This is a genomic window from Alkalihalobacillus sp. MEB130 (assembly GCF_032335535.1).
Lineage (GTDB): Bacteria > Bacillota > Bacilli > Bacillales > Bacillaceae_D > Halalkalibacter.
Genome location: NZ_JAOANA010000016.1, coordinates 65,858 through 83,027 on the forward strand (window position 1 = coordinate 65,858; position 17,170 = coordinate 83,027).

The following is a 17,170-nucleotide window of genomic DNA, read 5'->3' on the forward strand; positions in this document are numbered from 1 at the left end:
TAAGAGAGGGAATGCCCCCTCTCTTATTATGAACTAAATAAACCACGAAGGGAATCAATTAACCGGTTAATTAAATCAAGAAAATTTCGGATAAAGCCTTGCGTCTCTTCACGATTTAAAAACTCTCCCAAATTATCACGCACCCTTGAAATTTGGTCCTGTACTTGATTCCAATCAATATTAAGGTCTTGCATTCTCATAAATAACGAAACCAACCCATTTAGTTCTTCATCTGTTAATGTAATACCTAGTTCAGCTGCAATACGTCGAATGAGATCCCGAAGATCACTTTCCGTTTCTACAGGATTATTTGCTATTTCTTCTTTGATTCGATTCATCAATTCAGTAGCTTCTTCCATTCCAATTGAATCACTTAATTCCCCTGTTCGGATTAATTCTTCATTGGCAATTTGCTTTTGCTCCTCAGGTATTTCAATATCAGCAGCAATTTCATATGCCTTAATTAATCCAGTTAAAGCAGCCGTTCCTGAAACTGCAATCGGAGCTGTAATGTAAATATCTGCATCTTCCACTCCTGCTGTTATTAATGCATTTAAATACATTTCATCAGAAACCCAATTAATATTGGTCGATTCAACAGCTAAGCCATCTCCCTCGTTACCAATTGTAATTTTTGATGAAGATAATGCATTCGTCCCAATTCTCGCAGCACTAATGTAATTACCCAGATATTGGTGCTCCTCTTCATTCGTTACGTATATAATTGTGTCATCTTGTGTTGCTCCCATTTCATTCAATAAAGCTTGTTTTTGTGACTCAGATAAATCTTCCCCTAAAGTGATAATGACATCTCCTGGGATCGCGTCCGCAACCACGAGCATCGGAAAAACAAGCGCTAATACCAGTATAAGAATCATTGACTTTTTCCAAAAGAACTTCATTTTAACATCTTCTCCTTTTATGACTATTACGATTGAATCGTTAAGCCCACACTCATTTATAAGACGAGTGCTATATTAATTAAGAAACACTTTTTTCGAAACAATAAAAAGGTGCTTTAGTCCCATTTTTCATTTAAATCCGTGAAAGATCAGTGACTGGACAATCATGGCCAAGCGGAAAACACTTCCAACTAACTAGCCAAATCAATATATTAACTGTTACAAAGAAGAAGGAAGTAAACAGCATCTGCTCTACATTGCTGATCCAGTATCCAAAGAGAAGGGGACCTAATGCTACTCCTAGGAAACGTAACATAGAATACAGTGAAAAAATAGTCCCTCTGTCCTGTTGTGAAACGATAGATGCTAGTGCTGAATTAGCCGCAGGCAAAACCATTCCTAATCCAATCGAATAGAGACTTAGAGAAAGAATAAACCAACTTAAGGAAGAGAGTATAATCATCATACATGTTCCCGTTGCCATTAAAGCTCCTCCATAAATAAAAGCACGTTTGTAGTTATTTTCATTTCCCTTTAATTTCCGAGCCGTTCCATATGATAATACCGTTAATAGTAGAAGAGGAAGCGCAAGAATGCCCCCATCCACTATAGACGAAAAGAAACCGTTCACTTCTAGTAAATAGGCTAAGTAAAATAAATAGCCAAATAACAAAAACATTCCTATAAAACCAGAAGTACAAATTGGTGTTAGCCATCGCCAATGATCCCTAAATAACTCTTTAAGTCGAACTAAGGTGCCTGATCTTTTATCATTTATTTTGTTAGCTCTTTGTCTTGGTTTTATGAAAATGGAAACACCTAAAAAAGCAAAAAGAGAAACCGCTAAATAGATAACGAAGCTATAATTCCAAGAAAAAAGTAAGACAAACCCACCAATTATAGGACTAATCACTTTTCCTGCTCCATTAAATACCTCTACCGTTCCTAAAGCCCGATTTCTTTGTTCTCCCTCGAAAACATCGGAAATGAATGCCATAGCTAACGGAGTGACACCACCTGCCCCAATTCCTTGAAAAACGCGGCCTACTAACATCCATTGAAATGCCCCCTCTATATGCATAACCATCGCCGAAATGGCCGCTATTACACATCCAATCATAATTAAAGGTAGTGCCAGAAGTGCCACTTTTTTTCTCCCAAATCGATCAGATAAGAAACCTCCCACCGGAACTAATAGAGCCGCTGGAATGGAAAAGCTAGTAAGTAACCACCCGCTTTCCACTGTGGTTATGCCAAGATCTGCTTGCATTTGCGGCAATAAGGGAATAAACATGGAATTCCCAATAACCATGATTAGCGGGAGAAGCCCTATAAAAAAAAGAATGTAACTAGGACGAGCATCCTTCATGTTATTCACTCCTTACACTTTTATTCCTTTTGATATGATTTTTGTAATATTGTCATATTCAACCAATAACTACATATACTTAAATTGAATGAAAAGGGAATGTAAAGGAGGACAAGCTCATGAAACGAATTGGAACGTTTTTCATCATCCTCGTTATCTTATACAGCACTTATTATGATCTAACTATCGGAACTTTACCCAATGGTCTTTCACAAACTGCTACTCCATCTCAACCGGAAGAGGTGCCTGAGTTGGAAGTGGAAGAAACGATCGTTGAAGAATTTGAGCCATTTCGCGAAATCACTGTAGAGCCTGGACATACCGTGTTATCTATTGTAGAACATATGCACGAAGGACCGATTTCAGCTTCAATTCAAGAAATCGTCCATGATTTTCAAACTTTAAATGGAGGAACAAAACCAGAGGAAATTCAAATTGGTAATACTTACCTTTTTCCTGTTTACTACTAATTTACATGCCTTAAATATTTTTTTATAAAAATCGTCTTCACTTTATCCTTGCCAAACAATTGTGGACATTGATAAAATGAAGGCGATTCTCTTTATGAGACTAGGTGAAGAGGCTACTCTTCAAAATAAAGGAGCGATTGGTCAATGACCGAAATAATACATCGTACGAAAACACGCCCCGTTAAAGTTGGAAACTTAACGATTGGTGGAAATAATGAAGTAATAGTTCAAAGCATGACAACAACTAAAACACATGATGTAGAGGCGACTGTTGCCGAGATTAAGCGACTTGAAGAAGCAGGTTGTCAAGTCGTGCGCGTCGCTTGTCCTGATATGCGTGCAGCCGAGGCCATTGCAGACATTAAAGCACAAATTAACATCCCTCTTGTAGTTGATATTCATTTTGATTATAAGCTTGCTCTTAAGGCCATTGAAGGTGGAGCCGATAAAATTAGAATTAACCCAGGGAATATTGGAAAGCGTCATAAAGTTGAGGCTGTAGTTAAAGCTGCTAAAGAAAAAGGAATTCCGATTCGCATTGGTGTTAATGCTGGTTCGCTTGAAAAAAGAATTCTTGATAAATATGGATATCCGACAGCGGACGGCATGGTTGAAAGTGCTTTACATCATATCCAAATTTTAGAGGATTTAGATTTTCATGACATCATTGTCTCCATGAAAGCCTCTGATGTAAATTTAGCAATTGAAGCTTATGAGAAAGCCGCAAAAGCGTTTGATTATCCTCTACACTTAGGTATTACGGAATCTGGAACTTTGTTTGCAGGAACGATTAAGAGTGCAGCTGGCCTTGGCGCTATTTTAAATATGGGAATCGGTAACACGGTTCGTATATCATTAAGCGCTGACCCTGTTGAAGAAGTAAAAGTTGCCCGCGAATTACTTAAATCTTTTGGGCTTGCCGCAAATGCAGCTACTCTGATCTCTTGCCCTACTTGTGGACGTATCGAAATCGATTTAATTAGTATTGCTAATGAAGTTGAAGAGTACATTGCAAGCATCAAAGCCCCTATTAAAGTAGCCGTTCTAGGTTGTGCTGTAAACGGACCTGGAGAAGCTCGCGAAGCCGATATCGGAATTGCAGGAGCTCGTGGTGAAGGCCTTCTCTTTATGAAAGGAGAGATTGTTCGTAAGGTTCCTGAAGAAACAATGGTTGAAGAATTAAAAATTGAAATTGATAAAATTGCAGAAGAACATTTTAAAAAGCAGCGTGAATTAGAAAAAGCATAAGCTCTCAAGCTTATGCTTTTTCTTTTTATTGTTCCCCGTTCTCCCCTACTTTCTACTTATTTCTAAGTTAGAAAAATGGGGAGAAAAAGACGGTCATGAGAATCGAAACAGCACCTATACCAATCGCCCAGTTCCCGAGCGTTGTGGAGCCATAACGACGTGAAACAAAACCTATAACGATTCCGGCTGCACCTAGCAATACCGGTAAGAAAAATAATGATAAGATAGAAAGAACAATCGCAAATGTTCCGACACCGCGACCCGCAGTGACATCATCCACGTTTGCCTCCTCTGTCTCATTTCTTTCTGCCATCCCATTCATGGTTGCATATTCTGCAGCCGTTTCCTCTTGGAAATTGCTCACAAATGGTTCATCTTTTTCTTCTTCGTGTAATGAAAGATCACGGGAATCAGCTCTCCCGTTCTCATATCGTCCTCCCTCAACATGGTTATTCACCAAAGTTAAAGAACGATCATCTTCATCAACTAACCTTATTGGTTCATCTTTCGGATGTTCTCGGTCTGCCATACGAATCCCTCACTTTCTTTTTATCGGGGAACAGTCATAGTATGACGCAGTCAACTAAAATTATCGGTGTTAATCTTTTCTTGTAAATCCAACTCAAAGCTAGACCTATTGTTCAATTTCGTGTAAGGTTATGGATAAGCAATTTTAGGCGAGGTGAAGAAATATGATAAAAAAACGTTTAGGGTTAGATATAGACGGAACAGTTACAGACCCTAATACTTTTATTCCGTACTTAAATCAACACTTTAACAAGACACTAACATTAGATGACTTAACGGAATACGATTTAACAACTGTCCTTAATATTACAGAAGATCAATTTTGGGAATGGATGGGGAAACATGAAGGTCTTATTTATGAACAGGCTGAATTAGCCGCACATGCCGAACCAACTTTGCATGAATGGACAAAGCATCATGATTTGATTTATATTACAGCACGAAGAAATCATCTAGCTGATATTACAGAAAAATGGTTTCATTCGAAATCTGTACCGTTTGATTACATAGAACTAGTTGGAAAACACGATAAACTTGATGCTGTAAGAAAGCATAACCTTGATATATTTTTTGAAGACAAACATGACAACGCTGTAGCCATTGCTGAAGAATTTAGCATACCTGTTATTTTAATGGACACACCATATAACCGCCTCCCCTCCCCTAAGAATGTAATTCGAGCCTACAACTGGGTAGAAGCAAAGGAATGGGTAAATAATTGGATAAAGGAAACAACATAAAAGGACTGGTTCATTATAGAACCAATCCTTTATCTTTGTTATTGTTTTGGACGGAAGGTATGACAGCATGTCTCTTTTATGTTATGAGCCGAATCTTCATGCTCAGCCATCTCATAGGGTTCTTCTCCCGCTTCCATTGAATAATCTCGGTTAGCGTGCGAATCAATTTCAACAAGTATCGATTCAGCTTGACACTTATTGCCTTCTCCCCAAAAAGTACAGTTAGCTACATTGCATTTCACTACTGGCTTAGACATGTATTCATCCCCTCCTACACTTAGGATGGAACAACTGACTTAATTCATGTATTTCAAAAAATACCAACAGCTACACCGTTTTTTGTTCAGCACATGTTTGACATTTCCCATAAATCTCAAATTTGTGACCCGTCACTTGAAAATCGGGAAATTGCTGGTGAATGGCATCCATTGGACAGCTTTCAATATGTTTTGTTTTTCCACAATCTAGACAGATTAAATGATGATGGTGGTTCGTTGTTGAACAACTAAAACGAAAGCGTTTCTCTCCTTCAAGCTCTGTTTCTTCTAATATGTTAAGTTCTGTGAATAAAGACAAATTTCGATAAATCGTATCAAAACTCATTCCTGGATAATCACTTTGTAGGCGTTCAAGTACATCCTTTGCCGATAAGTAACGTTTTTCATCTGCAAAAAAATGTAACATCTCTTCCCTTTTCCCAGTGTGTTTAAAACCTTTCGTTTTCAAGAGCTCCATTGCTTCTTGCACATCCATGTTAGCCCTCCATTCAATTCAAGACCTTTATTTTTTTCGCTAGTAAGATCATCATTAATATGATCAAACTAATAAGCACAATCATTCCACCTGTTGCAATATTAAATTGGTATGAGAAACACAAGCCAAGCAATATCGCCATCTCGGCAAAGACGATGCCAAAAAGAATTAATTGCTTAAAGCTTTTTGCAATTTGTATACTTGTTGCAATCGGAATAACAACAAGAGCCCCTACTAGCAATATTCCAACTACTTTCATTGACATGGAAATAACCATAGCAATTAACAAGGCAAAGATAAAATTTACAACCTTCATAGAAACACCTGACACTTGCGCATATTCTTGATCAAAGGATATGAGAACAAATTCCTTATAAAATAGACAAATCAAGACTAATACAACAATCGCAGTGAATATTATAAATTGTACATCACTTATTGTCACACTTACAATACTACCGAATAAATAAGAATACCACTCTGTATAACCCGTACGAGCAAGACTAATAAAAATCGCACTTAACCCTATTCCAGTCGATAATATAATGGGAACAGCTAATTCCTGAAAATGACGATACATATCCCTCAAACGTTCCGTTATTAACGCACCGATTAACGCAAAAACAACACCCATGTACATTGGATTAATTGACTGAAACAACGGACCTACCGTACCTAAAAAAACCCCTGCTGAGATTCCTGTCAGTGTTATATGTGAAATTGATTCTGTAACAACAGAAATTCTACGCACAAGTAAAAAAGAACCTACAACAGGTGCAATTAAACCAATAATGATTCCTGCTAAAATTCCTCTCTCAATAAAAGTCATATTCGATAATAAATCCATCTTTCCAGAGCCCCTATCCTTTTATTTACTTGGCTGAATTTTTCCAAATTCACGATATTTCTTAAAGGCAGACTCTAAAGCAATGACAAGAAGCAATATCAAGACAGCAATCATCACAATCATTCCACCAGGTGCTAAATCTAAATAAAAAGAAGTGATTAACCCTGTTACTACTGCCACTTCACCAAACACAATGGAATAGAAAAACATTTGCTTAAAGCCCTTTGCCAATCTCATGGCCGCGGCTACTGGCAATGTCATTAAAGCCGATACAAGAAGTATGCCTACAATCCTCATAGAAGCCGCAATGACCAAGGCCACCATGATAATAAAAATAAAATTGACCAATTTACGGTTTATCCCTGAAACAATCGCTTGTTCCTCATCAAAGGAAAGAAAAAATAATTCTTTATAAAATAAAAGTAAGACCATTAACACAACTACGGTGATAATGCTAATTGTCCATAAATCAGAGCGACTAACAGCAATGACACTTCCAAATAAATAGTTAAATAAATCATTATTAAATCCATCAGCAAGTGAGATAAATACAACCCCAAGCCCTATTCCACCAGACAAAATAATAGGAATAGCAATTTCTTTGTAATACTTATAGGCACTTCTTAGTTGTTCAATTAAGAGTGAGCCTCCAACTGAAAAAACCAATCCCAAATACAAGGGATTAAGTCCTTGAAAAAAAGCAACATGTTTAGCAAGAAGTAAACTTGCTGCAATTCCTGATAAAGTAATGTGAGATAGAGCATCTGCAATTAAAGCTAATCGACGTACAACTAAAAAGACACCCAACATCGGAGCAAGTAACCCAATCAACATTCCTGAGTAAAAGGCATTTTGTAAAAACTCATACCGTAAAAACGCTTCTAACATTCTTAATGTCCTCCATGGTTATGGGTAATAAGGTGAACATCATGCCCGTAAAATGCTGATAAATCTTGATTTGACTCGAAATCTGCTGTATTTCCATGGAAATGAAGTGTCTTATTTAGACAAGCTACGTCGGTGACATGATCTGTCATTGCCCCAATATCATGGGTCACAAGCAAAAGGGTAATTCCTTTTTCCTTGTTTAATTGGTCTAGCATGTCATAAAACTGCTTAACACTAGAAGCATCTACCCCTACTGTCGGTTCATCTAGTATTAACAACTCAGGTTGGCTAACAAGAGCTCGTGCAATAAATACTCGTTGCTGTTGGCCTCCTGATAATTCGCCAATATTTTTATGGATAAAATCGGTCATACCGACTTGTGCAATGACATCTCGAACTAACTGTTTATGTTGTCGATTTAAAAACCGTAATAATCCAATCTTTCCATATAAGCCCATAGAAACAACTTCAAAAACAGTTGCCGGAAAACCAGAATTAAAACTATTAGCCTTTTGTGAAACAAACCCAACTTTTTCCCATTGCTTAAACTTTGAAACACGTTCCCCAAACATTTTTATTTCTCCAGATTGAATGGGCAATAATCCTAAAAGCAATTTAATTAATGTTGATTTTCCTGAACCATTCGGACCCACTAATCCAAGAAAAGAACCTTTTTTTATTTGTAATGATACATTTTCTAAAACTTTTTGATTACCATACTGAAAAGTAATATCTTTTATTAGTACAGCTTCAGTTATTTTAGGTGAATTCATTCGTATTCCCCCTTTGTTAAGAATAATTCCGATTTATAGAGTCCTTACCTATTATAAAGGTTATTTTCATTCTGTCTACCTTTAGGCACAGGTAACAATTTTTGCTATAATTTACTTACTTATCATGGGAAAAGTAGAGGTGTAGGGTTATGTTAAATAAGCAAGTTGCGATCATAGATATGGGGTCGAATTCCATTCGATTAGTTATAAATAAAATTGACAGCAATGGATATTATAATGAATTACATAACTTTAAAATTGTCGCTCGTTTAAGTGCCCATATTGATGATGCTGGGAATCTTTCTAAAAGTGGAATTCAAACTGTCTTGGATACACTAAAGCGTTTCAAAGATGTCATTCAATTCCACAGAGTTACTCAAGTGACGATTATTGCAACAGCTGCCATGCGGAAAGCCAATAATCGAAAAGAAATCGTTAAACTAGTGAAAGAGAAAATCGGATTTGACATTCGGATTTTATCTGAATACGAAGAAGCATTTTATGGTTATTTAGCTGTCATCAACTCTACTAGCATTGAAAATGGGTTTACGGTTGATATTGGTGGTGGTAGTACAGAAATTACGTTATTTGAAAATCGCGAATTAAAACATTATCACAGCTTTCCTTTTGGGGCTATTACGTTACATCAACAATTTTTCAGTGGCGAACAATCTCAACATGAAAGCCTTGCATTATTAAATCAATATATAAAGGAACAATTAAACAAACTTCCTTGGTTAAACAAAAATAAGCATTATCCAGTTATCGGCATTGGTGGGAGTGCGAGAAATCTCTCTTTAATTCATCAAAGAAAAAACGATTATCCTTTAGCTGGACTTCATCAATATGAATTTCCAGGAAACGAATTACAAGAATTAAATGAGATGTTACAACAATTGTCAGTTGAAGAACGCCTAAATCTTGACGGATTATCTAAAGATCGTGTTGATATCATTGTACCTGCTGCTGAAGTTATTACAGCCATTGTTAACCAAGTTAATGCAAATACGTTCATCATGAGTAGAAAAGGTCTTCGAGAAGGTGTTTTTTACGAAGAACTATTAAAGACGATGGAGACGTCACGCTTCCCTAACGTTGTAGAGGAGAGTTTGTATCAACTGTCTAACAGCTATGAGTTAAATGTTGAACACGTTAATCATATTTCTTTGCTTGCAAATGAACTTTACCTTAAACTACACGACTATATTCCACTACATCATAGCAAGCAAGAAGCTGCTGCATTATTAAACCAAAGTGCCAGACTTTTATATATTGGTGAATATATAAATAATGAAGCTAGTAGCGAGAATACATTTTACCTTTTAACCAATATGACAATAGAAGGGTTATCACATAAAGAGCGCTTAGCCATAGCACTCATATCTTCTTATAAATCAAAGAATCGTATGCAAAATTACGCAAAAACGTTTAACAAAATCATCTCAAAAAAAGAATTAAAGTACTATGAATTTTTAGGTTCTATCCTGAAGTTAGCTTACTCGCTAGACCGTACAAGAAGAAAAGTCGTTACAACTATTGGAGATGTTACAGAAAACGATAAAGGCCTTTCTATCGAATTGCATATTCAAAATGATGCATTTTTTGAGGATGTACAAGCTACTAAAAACAAGAAACATTTAGAACGGGCTATTAATTATCCAATCGAATTTAGATACGTTCCTTTAGAAGTTCTGAATACAAATTCTTAACATAGAATTTACAATCAACTGTTAAAATGAAACGTAGAATTTAACAGAGAGGTTGAGTCCCATGCGTAAGGATAATCTAATTCAAAAGCACATTGACCTTCATAACCCAACCTTTTATAACAATCGTGAATTAAGTTGGCTCGCTTTTAATGAACGTGTTTTAGAGGAAGCAATTGATGAAAGAAATCCAATCTTAGAGAGGTTAAAATTTTTAGCTATTTTCAGTTCCAATTTAGATGAATTTTTTATGGTTCGTGTTGCCGGCTTAAAAGACCAAGTAAAAGCAGGTTATAGCCGTCCGGAAAATAAAGCAGGTCTCACTCCAAAACAGCAGTTAAAACATATATCGGAAAAAAACCATTTACTCGTACACCTTCAAGATACTGTTTATACGGAAACGTTAATTCCGATGCTCTATCACGAGGGTTTTCAGTTTTTATCTATTGAAGAGTGTAATGATGAGCAAATCGAATACCTTCAGGAAAGGTTTCAACATTATATTTTTCCGGTGCTAACACCGATGGCCATTGATGCATATCGACCATTTCCGATGCTTCTAAATAAGAGTCTAAATCTAGCTGTCATGTTAAAAAAAGTAAATCAAATTGATCAGGATAAAGATAAAGACCAACTGGCTATTGTACAGGTTCCAGCAGTTTTAACGAGATATATTAAGCTTCCATCTGAAAAGGGTGGAAATGAGCAGTTTATTTTATTAGAAGACGTGATCAGTCATTTTATCGATGATTTATTTATTGGCTTTAGAGTTCAATCAGTTTCACCTTTTCGGATTACGCGGAATGCAGATATGACCATACATGAAGAAGGCGCTCGGGACCTATTAAGTGAAATTGAAAAAGAAATAAAAAAGCGTAAATGGGGAGCCGCTGTTCGGTTAGAAATGCAGGAAGGTCACATGAATCAGAGAGTTTTAAACTTATTACTTGATGTTCTTGAGCTTCACCAAAATGATGTTTATTCATTAAAGGGACCTCTAGACTTAAGCTTTCTTTTTAAACTTTACAGTCAACTTGCTTCAGACCATGAGCACTTAGCTAATGAAACACTTGTCCCACAAACTCCTGAAGATTTAATCGGTGAAGAGGATATTTTTCAAGCAATATTAAAACGTGACATGATTCTCCACCATCCTTATGAATCATTCCAACCAGTTATTGATTTTATTACAAAAGCTGCCGTAGATCCAAACGTGTTAGCCATTAAGCAAACGTTATACCGTGTTAGCGGAGATTCTCCCATTATCCACGCATTAGCCCTAGCAGCTGAGAATGGTAAACAAGTCACTGTTCTCGTGGAATTAAAAGCTCGATTTGATGAAGAAAATAACATTCAATGGGCTAAGAAATTAGAAAAATCAGGGGTTCATGTGATATACGGAATCACATCATTAAAAACCCATAGTAAGATTACTCTTGTTGTTCGTCACCAAGAAGACCAGATTCAACGTTTTGTTCACCTAGGTACAGGAAACTATAATGATTCAACGGCTAAGCTTTATACGGATCTTGGTTTTTTTACAGCAGATGAAAAATTCGGGGTAGATGCGACAAATTTCTTTAATTATTTGAGTGGTTATAGTGAAAAGCCCCATTGGCATTACCTCTCAACAGCTCCATTCGAAATTAGAGAAACATTCCTTCAATTAATTGATGAAGAAATTGAATGTCATAGTAAGAACGGAAATGGTAGAATAATTGCGAAAATGAATTCTTTAACAGATAAGCCAATTATATTAAAACTTTATGAAGCTTCACAAGCTGGTGTCAAAATTGATCTAATTATTCGCGGCATCTGTTGTTTACGTCCAGGAATAAAAGGAGTAAGTGACAACATAAGAGTGTTAAGTATAGTTGATCGCTTTTTAGAACACAGTCGTATTTTTTATTTCCATCATAATCGAAATGAAAAAATTTATTTATCTTCTGCCGATTGGATGACAAGAAACATGGAAAAAAGAATTGAAATTCTATTTCCCATTATTAGCATGAAAAACAAAGAACGTGTCAAAGAGATTTTAACGATTACGTTACAAGACAATACAAAGTCTCGTAAGCAAAATGCGGATGGAAGTTATAAATATATAGAACGCACTTCCCACCAACAACCGATACAAAGTCAACTTCTGTTTCATGAAATGGCTTCGCGCTCTACTATGATCGAAGAATAAATGCCAATAAAAGAAAACACCAGGCTATAGCTTGAGGGCACTGAAAAAGGTGAAGATCATCCTTTTTCAGTGCCCTCCTATAATTGCCCGGTGTTTTTCTTCATGCTTATAATGCTTTTTGCACCTTTCTTGATCTCCATTTTCTTGTTAAAACTCCCTGCTTTGGTGAAAAGAAAAACGCTAAACCAAACAGCACTGAAGCGACTAATACAATGGATGCACCTGAAGCTACATCATATATGACTGAATAATACATACCTACGATGGCTGAGATGACTCCAAAAAAAGCAGACAAGGATAACATAACCGGTAAACGATCCGTTAGTAGATAAGCCGTTGCCCCTGGAGTTATGAGCATAGCTACTACAAGAACTATCCCTACTGTTTTTAGTGAAGCGACCGTTACTAAAGATAAAAGGAGCATTAATAAATAGTGAACAAGTTGAACAGGCACTCCAGTTGCCTTAGCCATTACAGGATCAAATGTACTAAGCAAAAGCGGACGGTAAAAAATGACAATCATAAGTAATACAAAAGCACCAATTCCCACAGTCACCATTAAATCCGATCTTGAAACCGCGAGTACATTTCCAAAGAGAATGTGCCAGAGGTCAACCCCTGTTCCACGAAGTCCTGTAATCAAGACGATACCAAGAGCAAAGGCAGCCGTAAACATTATTCCTATTGCCGAATCATCTTTTATTCGGCTATTTTGCGATACGTACCCTATAGCTAATGCTGTTAAGACTCCGGTAATAGTGGCCCCAACAAAAAAACTAGCTCCAATCATGTAGGCAATAACAACCCCGGGTAAAACAGCATGAGAAATGGCATCACCCATTAAAGCCATTCCTCTTAAAATAATAAAACACCCGATTACACCACAAATGATTCCTACCAAAATGGCTGCTATTAATGCCTGTTGTAAGTAAGAATATCGCATTACTTGATCAATGAACATTGTAATGTTCTCCATTACTCACTCACCACCATTATATTCTCATTCGAGCCAAACAAAGTAATACTTCCCTTATACGTTCTTGAAAGTATGTCTGGTTTATAGACGTTTTTGACTGTCCCAAATTCAATTAACTCTTTATTGATTAATAAAAGCTCATCAAAATATTGTTCAACTTTACTTAAGTCATGATGGACTACCAAAACCGTTTTTCCTTCGTCTCTCATCTGTCTAAGTAAATTAATGATAATCTCTTCTGATGTAACATCAATTCCAACAAAAGGTTCATCTAAAAAGAATAAGTCAGCATGTTGAGCTAAAGCACGCGCTATAAAGACTCTTTGCTGTTGCCCTCCCGACAATTCTCCAATTTGTCTTTTACGAAAATCTAGCATTCCGACTTTCTCTAGAGATTCAGCAACAATAACCTTGTCTTCCTTACCAGCTTTTTTATACCAAGGGATGTGCGTGAAACGTCCCATCATCACCACATCTTCTACTAAAACTGGAAAATCCCAATCAATTTGATTACGTTGAGGAACATATGAAATTTGCTTTCTAACATCCTTCACTTTTTCTCCAAGTACAGAAACGCTTCCTTTTGCTTTTTCTAAGCCTAGAATGGCTTTTATCAATGTTGATTTACCGGCACCATTCGGTCCGACAATCCCAATTAATTTGCCTTTTTCCGCTTGAAAACTAATATCCTTTATTGCTTGATTATTCTCATAATATACAGATAGCGATTCTACTTCTAAAACATTGGTCATTAGCTTTTCCTCCAATCGAATCAAAGTATCTCATGTTGCAATGATGCAACTTTTTTTGAGAAAAAACTCCTTTGGTTTTTTAAAAGCAACAACTGGACACCTGTATCTTTTAATTGATCGTAAATTCAATCATCACAACATACTATGGTCTAGTTAAAAAAATGTGCTAAATTAGGACAGGGCATAAAAGTTTCCCTTAGTAAACTTTTATTATCTTAATTATAATCGTAATTTATAAGGTTGTAAATGTATTCCCATATTTTCGATAACAAATTTTACAAACAAAATAAAAAAGACCTGAACCACTGAGGGTCAGATCCTTACTCTCCTAAAGGCAACGAAACAATTACGTTCGTCCCAATACTGTACGTACTATCCACATGGAAACTTCCTCCATGATCTTCAATAATCTTCTTGCATAATGGAATACCAATCCCCGTCCCTCTTGCCTTCGTAGTAAAAAAAGGTTTACCCAATTGATTTAATACTGATTCAGGCATTCCCTTGCCATTATCCTTCACTTGAATCATGTACATTTCGTCTTCAACAGATGTTTCTATAGTTAGAATTCGATTGGAATTCGATTCTCCAAAGGCTTCTACTGAATTTCGCAAAAGATTTAACATCACTTGCTTAACCATAGATTCATTTACGTAAACTTGTTTATTCGTATTTGTTAAATGTAATGAAAATTCTACATCATGAAGAAGACATTCTGCTTTCATAATTTCTACTAGCGAGTTCATAATCTGCACAGGTGATTGCCATCTTCGCTCCATTTTTTTTCTAGATACAGATAGAAAATCTTCAAGAATTCCATTCATTCTGTTCATTTCTGACATAATGGTATCGTAATACTTTTGGTGATCATTCGTTAGCTGAGCCAATTGCATAAACCCTTTTATAACAGATAAAGGATTCCGCAATTCGTGCGCCACTCCAGCCGCTATATGAGAAACTGCCTCCATTTGATGATGAAACGTTAGTAAGTTTTCAAATTGCCTTTGAAGTGACCGGTCTTCGTACAGAAGGTAGATCATATTATCTGCCTCAAAAGGGATCACCCTTACACGATATAATAAATCATCATCTTCAAAATCAGCTATCTGTTTGCATTTTAACACCAAAGCTTCTTGAACAAGTTTCAAACTAAAGTAAATAATTGAATTATCAAGACTCAATTCCTCCAGATTATAAACTCGTAACTCTGTCTCACTCATATTTGTAAGTTCTACAAATGAGTGATTCCATTTCAATATATGTAAATTTAAGTTGATTTTTAAAAAAGGAATACCTAATTCCTCGATGAGAAGATGTTGTTCAATCATTTTTTTCTCCGTAAGTATGGACGAACGAGCTGTCGAAGTATGACCTGTTACCGAAGAATCCATAGGCATAGAGCTAATCCTTCCTGGGGCTATTTGTTCATCTAGGTGCTTATTATCCATAAGGCCCCACCCCCCTCTTCTTGTAGCAATTAATGACATTTCTTAAAAAATTGAATCCCCTTATTTTTCCTTTAAAAACCTTTATTCGATAAGTCTACCAAGATTTCCTTTTTTTCTGCACATTTTCTTAAAACATCTCATACATTGTCATTATGTTACTTACTTAAGGGGGGCTTTTTTGTGAATGCCATTATGCAACAATTAGTCAATAATAAGATCAATTCGTTAACACCAGGTGAATTATTAAATCTCGCTAATCAGTACAACATTCAACTTACTCAACAACAAGCCGAGAAAGTCATTTCTATTATTAGATCAGAGCAGATTGACGTAGCCAATCAAGCACAGGTGCAAAGAATGATTCAACGTCTACAAACAGAAGTAGATCCTTATGTGTCTTCTGTCATTCAACAATTGCTTCAGCAATTTAGTCAGTACCTGTAGAACTTCTGCTACTAGAGATATCATTTAAGAAAATTAAGAGTTAGATTGCTATTACACATAATTTATTAAACGTACGAAAAGAAGCAGAAGAAATTCTTCTGCTTCTTTTTTGGTTGTTTTCATTAATTATTCTTAAACACGGAACCGTTCCATTTCAGGCACTTGCTTTCCGCTCAGTCCACTATAGTCCTGGAGATTCAATAACAACAATCTCTGTGAATACATTTAATTCATCATTTTCTCTTTTACATTCTCATCAAATGTTCCTGCATGAAGCATTTCAATTTCATGTTTGTAAGGTGCTTTTTTGTTCTTTTTATCCTCCCCGACAAAAGGAGTCTCAAGAATTTTAGGTACATTACTAAGTTGAGGATGATGAACGATATAATGCAAGGCTTTGTAACCAATATGACCAAACCCAATATTCTCATGGCGGTCTTTTGCAGCTCCTCGTTCATTTTTACTATCATTAATATGAAGAACCTTAATACGGTCGATTCCAATAATTTTATCGAAAGAATCAAGTACCCCATCAAAATCTTCAACGATATCATAGCCCGCATCATGTGTATGACAAGTATCAAAGCAAACTGATAGCCGTTCATTGTGTGTGACTCCATCAATAATAGTGGCAAGCTCTTCAAACGTACGACCACACTCTGATCCTTTTCCTGCCATCGTTTCTAATGCAATTTGCACATCACGTTTTTCTTCAAATACTTCATTAAGACCTTCAATGATCTTTTGAATTCCGACTTCTGCACCAGCTCCAACATGGGCGCCTGGGTGCAAAACAATTTGCTTAGCCCCTAGAGCTTCTGTTCTTTCTATCTCTGAACGTAAAAAGCGTACACCTAGTTCGAACGTTTCCGGTTTTGTTGTATTCGCGATATTAATAATATACGGAGCATGAACAACAATATCGACCATTCCGTTTTCTTTCATATGAAGCAAACCAGCTTCAATGTTCAACTCTTCAATCGCTTTACGCCTTGTATTTTGTGGCGCACCTGTATAAACCATAAACGTGTTTGATCCATAAGACGCTGCTTCCTCGCTTGCGCCAAGTAACATCTTTTTTCCACTCATAGAAACATGAGATCCAAGTTTCACCGTCATTATTTCTCTCTCCTAT

The 17,170-nt window shown here is 36.3% G+C and carries 18 protein-coding genes; 6 read left to right on the top strand and 12 right to left on the bottom strand.

Translation table 11 applies throughout. From position 1 onward, the window contains the following. Positions 1-26: 26 nt before the first annotated feature. Positions 27-902 (bottom strand): DUF1002 domain-containing protein, encoded by an 876-nt coding sequence (locus N0O92_RS16145; RefSeq protein ID WP_315615692.1) that lies wholly within the window; start codon positions 900-902, stop codon positions 27-29. A gap of 133 nt (positions 903-1,035) precedes the next feature. Beyond that, entirely contained in the window at positions 1,036-2,271 is a 1,236-nt protein-coding gene (locus N0O92_RS16150; protein WP_315615693.1) for an MFS transporter, read from the bottom strand. Between the two features lie 119 nt (positions 2,272-2,390). Between N0O92_RS16150 and N0O92_RS16155 the strand changes: the two genes are divergently transcribed. After that, positions 2,391-2,741 (top strand): nucleoside-diphosphate kinase, encoded by a 351-nt coding sequence (locus tag N0O92_RS16155; RefSeq protein ID WP_315615694.1) that lies wholly within the window; start codon positions 2,391-2,393, stop codon positions 2,739-2,741. A 153-nt stretch (positions 2,742-2,894) separates the two neighbouring features. Further along, a complete protein-coding gene (gene ispG / locus N0O92_RS16160) occupies positions 2,895-3,989 on the top strand; it encodes a flavodoxin-dependent (E)-4-hydroxy-3-methylbut-2-enyl-diphosphate synthase (protein ID WP_315615743.1) in 1,095 nt (364 codons plus the stop codon). Positions 3,990-4,056: 67 nt separating this feature from the next. Here ispG and N0O92_RS16165 read toward each other — a convergent pair whose 3' ends face one another. Beyond that, complete coding sequence (locus N0O92_RS16165; protein WP_315615695.1) at positions 4,057-4,518, bottom strand: DUF4190 domain-containing protein; 462 nt, start codon at positions 4,516-4,518, stop codon at positions 4,057-4,059. 163 nt (positions 4,519-4,681) lie between these two features. Between N0O92_RS16165 and N0O92_RS16170 the strand changes: the two genes are divergently transcribed. Further along, a complete protein-coding gene (locus N0O92_RS16170; RefSeq protein WP_315615696.1) occupies positions 4,682-5,257 on the top strand; it encodes a hypothetical protein in 576 nt (191 codons plus the stop codon). A 38-nt stretch (positions 5,258-5,295) separates the two neighbouring features. Here the strand turns inward: N0O92_RS16170 and N0O92_RS16175 are convergent, their stop codons facing one another. From N0O92_RS16175 to N0O92_RS16195, 5 genes are all read right to left on the bottom strand, one after another. Next, positions 5,296-5,514, bottom strand: coding sequence for a DUF1540 domain-containing protein (locus N0O92_RS16175; protein WP_315615697.1), 219 nt, complete (start codon positions 5,512-5,514; stop codon positions 5,296-5,298). A 70-nt stretch (positions 5,515-5,584) separates the two neighbouring features. Continuing rightward, positions 5,585-6,010, bottom strand: coding sequence for a Fur family transcriptional regulator (locus N0O92_RS16180; RefSeq protein ID WP_315615698.1), 426 nt, complete (start codon positions 6,008-6,010; stop codon positions 5,585-5,587). Between the two features lie 13 nt (positions 6,011-6,023). Next, a complete protein-coding gene (locus N0O92_RS16185) occupies positions 6,024-6,857 on the bottom strand; it encodes a metal ABC transporter permease (protein WP_315615699.1) in 834 nt (277 codons plus the stop codon). A 21-nt stretch (positions 6,858-6,878) separates the two neighbouring features. After that, positions 6,879-7,745, bottom strand: a complete 867-nt coding sequence (locus N0O92_RS16190) for a metal ABC transporter permease (protein WP_315615700.1) — start codon at positions 7,743-7,745, stop codon at positions 6,879-6,881. Positions 7,746-7,747: 2 nt separating this feature from the next. Then, positions 7,748-8,518 carry a metal ABC transporter ATP-binding protein gene (locus N0O92_RS16195; protein WP_315615701.1) on the bottom strand — a complete coding sequence of 257 codons (771 nt, stop codon included), beginning with the start codon at positions 8,516-8,518 and terminating at the stop codon, positions 7,748-7,750. A gap of 149 nt (positions 8,519-8,667) precedes the next feature. On the opposite strand from N0O92_RS16195, the gene ppx reads away from it, so the two are divergent. Together ppx and N0O92_RS16205 are read left to right on the top strand one after the other, a co-directional pair. Continuing rightward, entirely contained in the window at positions 8,668-10,227 is a 1,560-nt protein-coding gene (ppx, locus tag N0O92_RS16200; RefSeq protein WP_315615702.1) for an exopolyphosphatase, read from the top strand. Positions 10,228-10,288: 61 nt separating this feature from the next. Next, positions 10,289-12,415 (top strand): RNA degradosome polyphosphate kinase, encoded by a 2,127-nt coding sequence (locus tag N0O92_RS16205; protein ID WP_315615703.1) that lies wholly within the window; start codon positions 10,289-10,291, stop codon positions 12,413-12,415. A gap of 106 nt (positions 12,416-12,521) precedes the next feature. Here the strand turns inward: N0O92_RS16205 and N0O92_RS16210 are convergent, their stop codons facing one another. From N0O92_RS16210 to N0O92_RS16220, 3 genes are all read right to left on the bottom strand, one after another. Then, positions 12,522-13,391: a metal ABC transporter permease gene (locus tag N0O92_RS16210; protein ID WP_315615704.1), complete on the bottom strand. Its 870-nt coding sequence runs from the start codon at positions 13,389-13,391 to the stop codon at positions 12,522-12,524. Further along, positions 13,391-14,143, bottom strand: coding sequence for a metal ABC transporter ATP-binding protein (locus N0O92_RS16215; RefSeq protein ID WP_315615705.1), 753 nt, complete (start codon positions 14,141-14,143; stop codon positions 13,391-13,393). The genes N0O92_RS16210 and N0O92_RS16215 overlap by 1 nt, the downstream gene beginning before the upstream one ends. 320 nt (positions 14,144-14,463) lie before the next feature. Continuing rightward, positions 14,464-15,591 (bottom strand): two-component system sensor histidine kinase NtrB, encoded by a 1,128-nt coding sequence (locus N0O92_RS16220; RefSeq protein ID WP_315615706.1) that lies wholly within the window; start codon positions 15,589-15,591, stop codon positions 14,464-14,466. Between the two features lie 180 nt (positions 15,592-15,771). Here N0O92_RS16220 and N0O92_RS16225 point away from each other — a divergent pair, with 180 nt between their 5' ends. Then, the gene (locus N0O92_RS16225) at positions 15,772-16,035 is read left to right on the top strand and encodes a DUF2624 family protein (protein ID WP_315615707.1); all 264 of its coding nucleotides are present in this window, start codon (positions 15,772-15,774) and stop codon (positions 16,033-16,035) included. A gap of 225 nt (positions 16,036-16,260) precedes the next feature. Here the strand turns inward: N0O92_RS16225 and N0O92_RS16230 are convergent, their stop codons facing one another. Beyond that, positions 16,261-17,154 carry a deoxyribonuclease IV gene (locus tag N0O92_RS16230; protein ID WP_315615708.1) on the bottom strand — a complete coding sequence of 298 codons (894 nt, stop codon included), beginning with the start codon at positions 17,152-17,154 and terminating at the stop codon, positions 16,261-16,263. Between the last annotated feature and the right edge of the window lie 16 nt (positions 17,155-17,170).

What these genes read in the sequence shown, in the direction of transcription:
- N0O92_RS16145 (WP_315615692.1), bottom strand. Translation starts at nt 902, where the DNA reads ATGAAGTTCTTTTGGAAAAAGTCAATGATTCTTATACTGGTATTAGCG.
- N0O92_RS16150 (WP_315615693.1), bottom strand. Translation starts at nt 2,271, where the DNA reads ATGAAGGATGCTCGTCCTAGTTACATTCTTTTTTTTATAGGGCTTCTC.
- N0O92_RS16155 (WP_315615694.1), top strand. Translation starts at nt 2,391, where the DNA reads ATGAAACGAATTGGAACGTTTTTCATCATCCTCGTTATCTTATACAGC.
- N0O92_RS16165 (WP_315615695.1), bottom strand. Translation starts at nt 4,518, where the DNA reads ATGGCAGACCGAGAACATCCGAAAGATGAACCAATAAGGTTAGTTGAT.
- N0O92_RS16170 (WP_315615696.1), top strand. Translation starts at nt 4,682, where the DNA reads ATGATAAAAAAACGTTTAGGGTTAGATATAGACGGAACAGTTACAGAC.
- N0O92_RS16175 (WP_315615697.1), bottom strand. Translation starts at nt 5,514, where the DNA reads ATGTCTAAGCCAGTAGTGAAATGCAATGTAGCTAACTGTACTTTTTGG.
- N0O92_RS16180 (WP_315615698.1), bottom strand. Translation starts at nt 6,010, where the DNA reads ATGGATGTGCAAGAAGCAATGGAGCTCTTGAAAACGAAAGGTTTTAAA.
- N0O92_RS16185 (WP_315615699.1), bottom strand. Translation starts at nt 6,857, where the DNA reads ATGGATTTATTATCGAATATGACTTTTATTGAGAGAGGAATTTTAGCA.
- N0O92_RS16190 (WP_315615700.1), bottom strand. Translation starts at nt 7,745, where the DNA reads ATGTTAGAAGCGTTTTTACGGTATGAGTTTTTACAAAATGCCTTTTAC.
- N0O92_RS16195 (WP_315615701.1), bottom strand. Translation starts at nt 8,518, where the DNA reads ATGAATTCACCTAAAATAACTGAAGCTGTACTAATAAAAGATATTACT.
- ppx (WP_315615702.1), top strand. Translation starts at nt 8,668, where the DNA reads ATGTTAAATAAGCAAGTTGCGATCATAGATATGGGGTCGAATTCCATT.
- N0O92_RS16205 (WP_315615703.1), top strand. Translation starts at nt 10,289, where the DNA reads ATGCGTAAGGATAATCTAATTCAAAAGCACATTGACCTTCATAACCCA.
- N0O92_RS16210 (WP_315615704.1), bottom strand. Translation starts at nt 13,391, where the DNA reads ATGGAGAACATTACAATGTTCATTGATCAAGTAATGCGATATTCTTAC.
- N0O92_RS16215 (WP_315615705.1), bottom strand. Translation starts at nt 14,143, where the DNA reads ATGACCAATGTTTTAGAAGTAGAATCGCTATCTGTATATTATGAGAAT.
- N0O92_RS16220 (WP_315615706.1), bottom strand. Translation starts at nt 15,591, where the DNA reads ATGGATAATAAGCACCTAGATGAACAAATAGCCCCAGGAAGGATTAGC.
- N0O92_RS16230 (WP_315615708.1), bottom strand. Translation starts at nt 17,154, where the DNA reads ATGACGGTGAAACTTGGATCTCATGTTTCTATGAGTGGAAAAAAGATG.